The organism is Clostridium sp. OM02-18AC, from assembly GCF_003481825.1.
In the GTDB taxonomy this organism is placed as follows: domain Bacteria; phylum Bacillota; class Clostridia; order Lachnospirales; family Lachnospiraceae; genus Brotaphodocola.
The window spans coordinates 132,335-138,672 of sequence record NZ_QULW01000010.1; the positions used below are offsets into that span (position 1 = coordinate 132,335).

7 protein-coding genes are annotated in these 6,338 nt (G+C 42.6%); 4 read left to right on the forward strand and 3 right to left on the reverse strand.

The genetic code is table 11. The annotated features are described in order from the left end of the window. Positions 1-59: 59 nt before the first annotated feature. Positions 60-386: a hypothetical protein gene (locus DXB18_RS08895; RefSeq protein ID WP_347560874.1), complete on the reverse strand. Its 327-nt coding sequence runs from the start codon at positions 384-386 to the stop codon at positions 60-62. A gap of 118 nt (positions 387-504) precedes the next feature. On the opposite strand from DXB18_RS08895, the gene DXB18_RS08900 reads away from it, so the two are divergent. Continuing rightward, positions 505-1,284 (forward strand): hypothetical protein, encoded by a 780-nt coding sequence (locus DXB18_RS08900; RefSeq protein ID WP_118707293.1) that lies wholly within the window; start codon positions 505-507, stop codon positions 1,282-1,284. Position 1,285: 1 nt separating this feature from the next. Here DXB18_RS08900 and DXB18_RS08905 read toward each other — a convergent pair whose 3' ends face one another. Then, on the reverse strand, positions 1,286-1,603 hold the full coding sequence (locus tag DXB18_RS08905; protein ID WP_118543359.1) for a DUF3837 family protein: 318 nt from the start codon (positions 1,601-1,603) through the stop codon (positions 1,286-1,288). A gap of 129 nt (positions 1,604-1,732) precedes the next feature. Between DXB18_RS08905 and DXB18_RS08910 the strand changes: the two genes are divergently transcribed. Further along, positions 1,733-2,173: a peptidylprolyl isomerase gene (locus tag DXB18_RS08910; protein WP_118707295.1), complete on the forward strand. Its 441-nt coding sequence runs from the start codon at positions 1,733-1,735 to the stop codon at positions 2,171-2,173. Between the two features lie 149 nt (positions 2,174-2,322). After that, positions 2,323-3,189 carry a YitT family protein gene (locus DXB18_RS08915; RefSeq protein ID WP_118543357.1) on the forward strand — a complete coding sequence of 289 codons (867 nt, stop codon included), beginning with the start codon at positions 2,323-2,325 and terminating at the stop codon, positions 3,187-3,189. 12 nt (positions 3,190-3,201) lie between these two features. Here the strand turns inward: DXB18_RS08915 and DXB18_RS16720 are convergent, their stop codons facing one another. After that, a complete protein-coding gene (locus DXB18_RS16720) occupies positions 3,202-4,278 on the reverse strand; it encodes a response regulator (protein ID WP_118707297.1) in 1,077 nt (358 codons plus the stop codon). Positions 4,279-4,507: 229 nt separating this feature from the next. Here DXB18_RS16720 and DXB18_RS08925 point away from each other — a divergent pair, with 229 nt between their 5' ends. Continuing rightward, on the forward strand, positions 4,508-6,268 hold the full coding sequence (locus tag DXB18_RS08925) for a diguanylate cyclase (protein WP_118707299.1): 1,761 nt from the start codon (positions 4,508-4,510) through the stop codon (positions 6,266-6,268). Positions 6,269-6,338 lie beyond the last annotated feature (70 nt).

Here is a 6,338-nt window from a genome sequence, read left to right on the forward strand (position 1 = left end):
TTTGTCCAGGCTTTTCCACTTCTGTCCAGACGTTTATTTTCTGTCTGCTTTCTGCAGTCTTACGCCTCTGCTGCGTTTTCTTCCATTTCTTTTACGGTGCTTTCTTTTTTCTGGTCACTGTTGTAGATCAGGCGTGCTATGCCCAGTGTGCCAAACACCGCACACACGATCACCATCCATGCCGGGACCGGCACAAACAGCTTCAATACGGTTGGGATCAGAAGTCCAAAACTTGTCGTTGCCACCAGATTTGTAATGATGGAACCGCAAATCGCCATGGTAGAAACAATTTCCGCCTGAATGGTTCCGCTCTTACTCTTCGTCACATCCAGTGCCAGCGCTGCGCAGGGGACACGCATATTTCCAATATTTCTTGGACTTGCCATCAACAACGGCAGCGTGCCGGAAATTCTGAAAACATTAAGTAAGCTCACCGGCATTGTATGTGCCTTTCTTGATACGCATTTTAAAGAAATCTACTTTTCTGATGAGTCATCTCCGCTCATGAAACAACTTCAGGATGCCGACCTGGAAATGATCGGAAGCGAATTTTTCACGCAATATGACTCTTATCATGTTGCCAATAAAAATGAATCGTTTGGGGTTCTTCTCTTTGAAAAAGACCATTTACAGATTAACAGACAAAATCATGTACAGACAGCCCTGGAGTATGCCAGCATTGTACTGATTCTTCACAGCCAGGTCCGCATCGCCAACCAGCAGATGGCAGAAAAATATAAGGCCTCCTTTTTGGAAGACCTTTTGTTAAACAACGTCAAAGCAGACCTTGAGATTCATAACCGTGCAAGACTTTATGGATGGGATTTCACAAATGGCGGACTTGCCGCTGTTGTCGATATCAACAACATCAAAAAATACTTTATCGACCAGCTGGATTCCAACACAAACCGGATGCTGGAAGAAGCAACTGAGATCATCTTCCGTCATTCCATCCGTCAGATGCGCCAGACCTTCCCACAGGCCAAATATTTCCGTCAGAGTGATCTGATCGCATTTATTATCTCTGTACCCGCCGGAGAACGGGAAACACTTGCCGATCAGTTGGAACAGACCTTTAAACGCCTGCAAAAACAGCTTTCCCACGTCAGCCCATTCACGATCACGCTGGGGATCGGACAGTATTATGAGAACATCCGCGATATTTCCAAAAGCTACTCCGAAGCCAGAGTCGCGATCAACCTCGGTTATTCCCTCCAGTGGTTCGACCGGATCCTGATTGAAATTGCCATGAAATTATACCGGCTCAAGCACTACAAGGCGTGACCTAGCCTTTCGTATTTCCTTCGTATCCCATCCGCAATGTGATCCGTGCATCCTCCGTGACTTCATCTTCATCGCGGTAAACATAGTTCTGAATCGCCCCCGTCAGTTTCTCTCCCGCTGCGTCAAACACGGATTGCGGAATATTATGGATCAACTCTGAAATCTTATATCCGACCGATACATCAGGCAATGCAGCTCCCGCCTTTTGATACGCCATACCAACCGCTGCAGTCAACTCGTTGGTGTTGATCAGGCGGGAGGGTGGTGTAAAAATTGTAGTTTTTAAAATTACCGACTGTACTGTAAGTGCATGAACCATGTTTTTTCTCCTTCCTCTCTAAACATAGGATAACACGTTTTGTTCCAATTGTAATTATTATTTCTCTTTCCATTTCACTGTTTTTTTAGTATACTGAAAGATGCATGAATTAAACGGAGGAAAATATCTATGGATACAATCACAGGACGCAATGTCGGCAAAACCTGCCGCACACATTACAAGGGAACTTTTAACGATGGAACCCAGTTTGATTCTTCTTACGACCGCGGCGAACCGCTGGAATTTGTCTGCGGCGCCGGACAGATGATCAAAGGCTTTGACGCTGCTGTTGCAGACATGGAAGTTGGAGAAGTTAAGGAGATCCATCTGATGCCGGAAGAAGCATATGGACAGCCAAACCCGGATGCTATTTTTGAAGTTGAGATTGCAGATCTTCCTGGTTCTGAGAAACTGCAGGTAGGACAGCGTATCTATCTGGCAAACCAGAACGGTCAGCAGTTCCCAGTTTGTGTAACCGCAAAAACAGAAACTGTTATCACCTTCGACGCCAACCACGAAATGGCTGGAAAAGAGCTGAATTTCAAGATTGAACTGGTTGAAGTAAAATAATAACGAAAAGCCATGAGCCTCCACTTAAGTTTATACCTGAAGTGGAGGCTCATGGTTTGTTATCCTAAAGTAATACCGAATTGGAGGTTGCCGCACCGGTTTCTCCGTGATAAAATAAACTGGATCATTTTTGTTTTTGGAGGTCTGTCATGAATCAACATCATAATCCTTTATCCCTGGCGAAAGAGACCGCTGTTCTGACCATGGCCGTGGCCATCATCGCAGCGGCTGTTTACTTTTTTCTGCTCCCAAGCCATGCATCTGTCAGCAGTATTTCCGGCCTTGGCATTGTACTTTCCAACTTCGTCCCGCTCTCACTTTCCGCGATCACGATGATCTTAAACGTGTTGCTCCTCATCATCGGTTTCTTTACCTGCGGAAAAGAATTCGGAGCCAAAACTGTTTACACCAGCATTATGCTCCCCGTCTTTCTTGCCTGTTTTGAGACATTATTCCCAGGAATTGGCTCCCTGACAGACAGCCAGGAGCTCGATGTCCTCTGCTATATTCTTGTCGTAAGTATCGGATTAAGCATTCTTTTTAACCGGAACGCATCCTCTGGCGGCCTGGATATTGTAGCCAAGATCATGAACAAATACCTTCATATGGACCTCGGCCGGGCCATGTCCTTATCCGGCATGTGCGTAGCGCTGTCTGCAGCGTTGGTCTACGACAAGAAAACGGTTGTTCTCAGCATTCTCGGCACCTATTTCAACGGCATCATCCTGGATCACTTTATTTTCAATCATAACGTAAAGCGGCGCGTGTGCATCATTACAAAAAAGGAAGAAAAGCTTCGGCAGTTTATTATCAATGAGCTGCACAGCGGTGCCACCATCTACGAAGCGATCGGCGCATACAACATGGAAAAGCACAACGAGATCATCACCATTGTAGATAAGAGTGAATACCAGAAGCTCATGAAGTACATCAGCCGGGAAGATCCGCTCGCTTTCATTACCATCTATAATGTATCTGATATGCGGTACCAGCCAAAACACTGGAAAAAAGAATGATCGCCTGGCTACTCATGTAGCAAAACCGTCAAACTGAGTCATGTACAGGCTGTAATACTTCCCATGGTGCTCCAAAAGTTCCTCGTGGGTACCCTGTTTCACAATCTTTCCCTGGTCCATAACAACGATAAAATCCGAATCACGGATCGTGCTCAGCCGGTGGGCGATGACGATACTCGTGCGGTTTTCCATAATCTTGTGCATGGCACTCTGGATTGCTTTCTCCGTGCGGGTATCCACGTTGGATGTAGCTTCATCCAGGATTAAAATGCCTGGATCTGCCACAAAAGTCCTTGCAATGGCCAATAACTGCCTCTGTCCCTGACTGATGTTTCTTCCTCCCACCTCCAGCACGCTATGATAGCCTTGCGGCAGAGCGTGGATCATTTCTTTGCTGCAGCTCATCTGTACTGCCTGTTCCAATTGTTCCATCGTTGCATTCTCTCTGGCATATTGCAGATTCTTCTGTATCGTATCAGAAAACAGTACCGTATCCATTTCAACCGGTTTTGAAACATGTGCATTCATGCCAGCCGCAAGGGAATGCTGAATGTCTTCTGAGAATGCATTGGCAGTCATGGCAATGATCGGAGTCGTCTTTGCCAGTTTATGGGAACTTCTGCGGATTGCTTTCGTTGCCTCATAACCATTCATAACAGGCATCTGTATGTCCATCAGGATCTCCGCATTCAGTTCATTATCCTCTGCACATAGGAACCTCATTCCTTGAAGGATATTCCCATCCTGCTCATCTGTTTCTTCTTGTGCCGCCAGAGTAACCGTTCTATCCTCTGCAATTTTCAGATCCATGAAAACCTCAAAACACCTTCCCTGTCCCAATCCACTGTCCACATCAATGGTACCTCCCATTGCCTCAACCAGATTCTTAGTAATAGCCATTCTAAGTCCGGTTCCCTGTATTTTGTTTGTAAGAGAACTTTCCGCACGAGTAATTGTTGTACACAGCACCGTTTTCTGGTAATCCATCAGCACATTGTCAACAACAAGTACACCTGACACCACTGCTATCAAACAACGTTTTACATTTTTTATACTTTTATTTTCCTCATTCTTTCCTGATAAAATCATTATTATTACGTCTATGAAATAATATCATAAAAAGCACTGTCAGACAGACAGTGCACCTCATTTTATGCAAAAAACTGGTTTCTGTACACAAGAAAAACATTACCGTTTTAACGCCCAAAAACATATTGTCATTATACTGTCATTTTTTTTAAAACTTATTCCGTTTTTCAACTTCTATGATATAATGCTTTATTATAAAAACTCCAATGAATAAAATGAGGTGAACCAAGTGAAGAAAAAAACACTTGTGCCTCTTATTATTTTTTTACTGGGCATATGCCTTGTTGGTTTAATTGTATACAGAACAGACGCCCATGAAAAAAATCAGAGACACATATTGGCACAATTAAACGCAACCACCTATGGTGAACACATAAAGAATGAAATTGCAGATGGAATTGAAATTACAAATGCTTTGGAACAGATCTTAATCAGTGAAAATGGCGAAATCCATCAGTTTGACACGATTGCCGGGAATCTTATGTCTGATTCTATTGAAAGCATGCAGCTCGCTCCTAATGGTGTTGTAACAGATATTTATCCTGCTGAAGGAAATGAGGCAGGTAAGATTGATCTGCTCCATGATAAAGACCGTAAAGAGATTTCCTGTTATGCAAGAGATAACCATACAATTGTTACGCAGGGACCCTTCAAATTAAACCAGGGCGGTTATGGAATTGCAGTCCGCAATCCAGTCTACCTGAAAGATAAAGGCGGACAAGAGTATTTCTGGGGATTTACCATTGTTATCCTGCGTGTTCCGGATATTTTTTCAGATGCAGTCAATGCACTTTCAAATTTTGGATATGAATACAAAATTTCAAAAACAGACACTCCCTGGAGTGATACTTATAAAGTGGTTTATCAGTCAAATGGTCAAATAGTTCATCCGGTTTCTTACGCTTTTATAATAGGAGATGAAACCTGGAAGTTTGAGATAACTCCTAAAACCGGATGGAGAAATAACACACTACTGATAATGATCAGTGGAATATTTCTTACTATAAGCCTTCTTCTGTCAGTGCTTACTAGGGTATGGCTGGTAGCAAAAGAACACAAGAACAAATATAAAATACTGGCGCGTACAGATTCTCTTACAAATATTTATAATCGCTATGGATTTGATGAATTAGCAGAAAAAATAATTTCTAAAAATCCACAAACACATTTTGTGGCTGCGCTCCTTGATATTGATGACTTTAAGCTTGTCAATGATATCTATGGCCATAGTTACGGAGACAAAGCATTAAAAAGTCTGGCAGACAGTATGAAAGCTTTTTTCCCATCCGATGCATTGCTTGGAAGAAATGGTGGTGACGAATTCTGCATTCTTTTACCAAATTGTACCTTTAATGAAGCAGATAAACAGCTGCAGCAATTCACTAAGCTTCCAAAAACGTTTTCACATCACGGTAAAAAAGTTGCATTTTACATATCTCTCGGATATGCAGAATATCCAACATTTGCAGCCAGCCATTCACAGCTTATGCGATGTGCAGATGCAGCTCTTTATGAAATAAAACTGCATGGAAAAAACGGATGTATGGCTTACAGAAAAGGTCTCCAGTCAGGAGTGCGCAAACAGCTTGGATTTGCGCTGAAGGATATCTCTGAACACCTTCCAGGTGCATTTATCATATACAGAGCAGACAAAGAAGATGATGAGCTCTTTTATGCAAACCACGAATTTCTTCATATGACTGGTTATAAGAGCATGGATGAACTATTCAGGCTTACTCAAAAAAGGTTCCGCAATCTGATCCGACCAGATGAACAACAACAGATTGAAACAAGTATCTGGGAACAGATTGACGCAGGCAATGACAATGACTATATTCACTTTCATCTTCGAAAAGCTGACGGAACTTATCTTTCCGTGCTTGATCATGGAAGAATCGTAGAAAGCCAGCAATACGGAAAAGTATTTTATGTATTGTTCATGGATTGGGAAGATATGCAGCTTCGTTACAGTGATAAATTTTCCGAATAAATAAAAAAAACGAGACCGTTTCAAGTTTTGTGTAAATTCAAAAAACTGATATAAGATATGTCATTAGTTA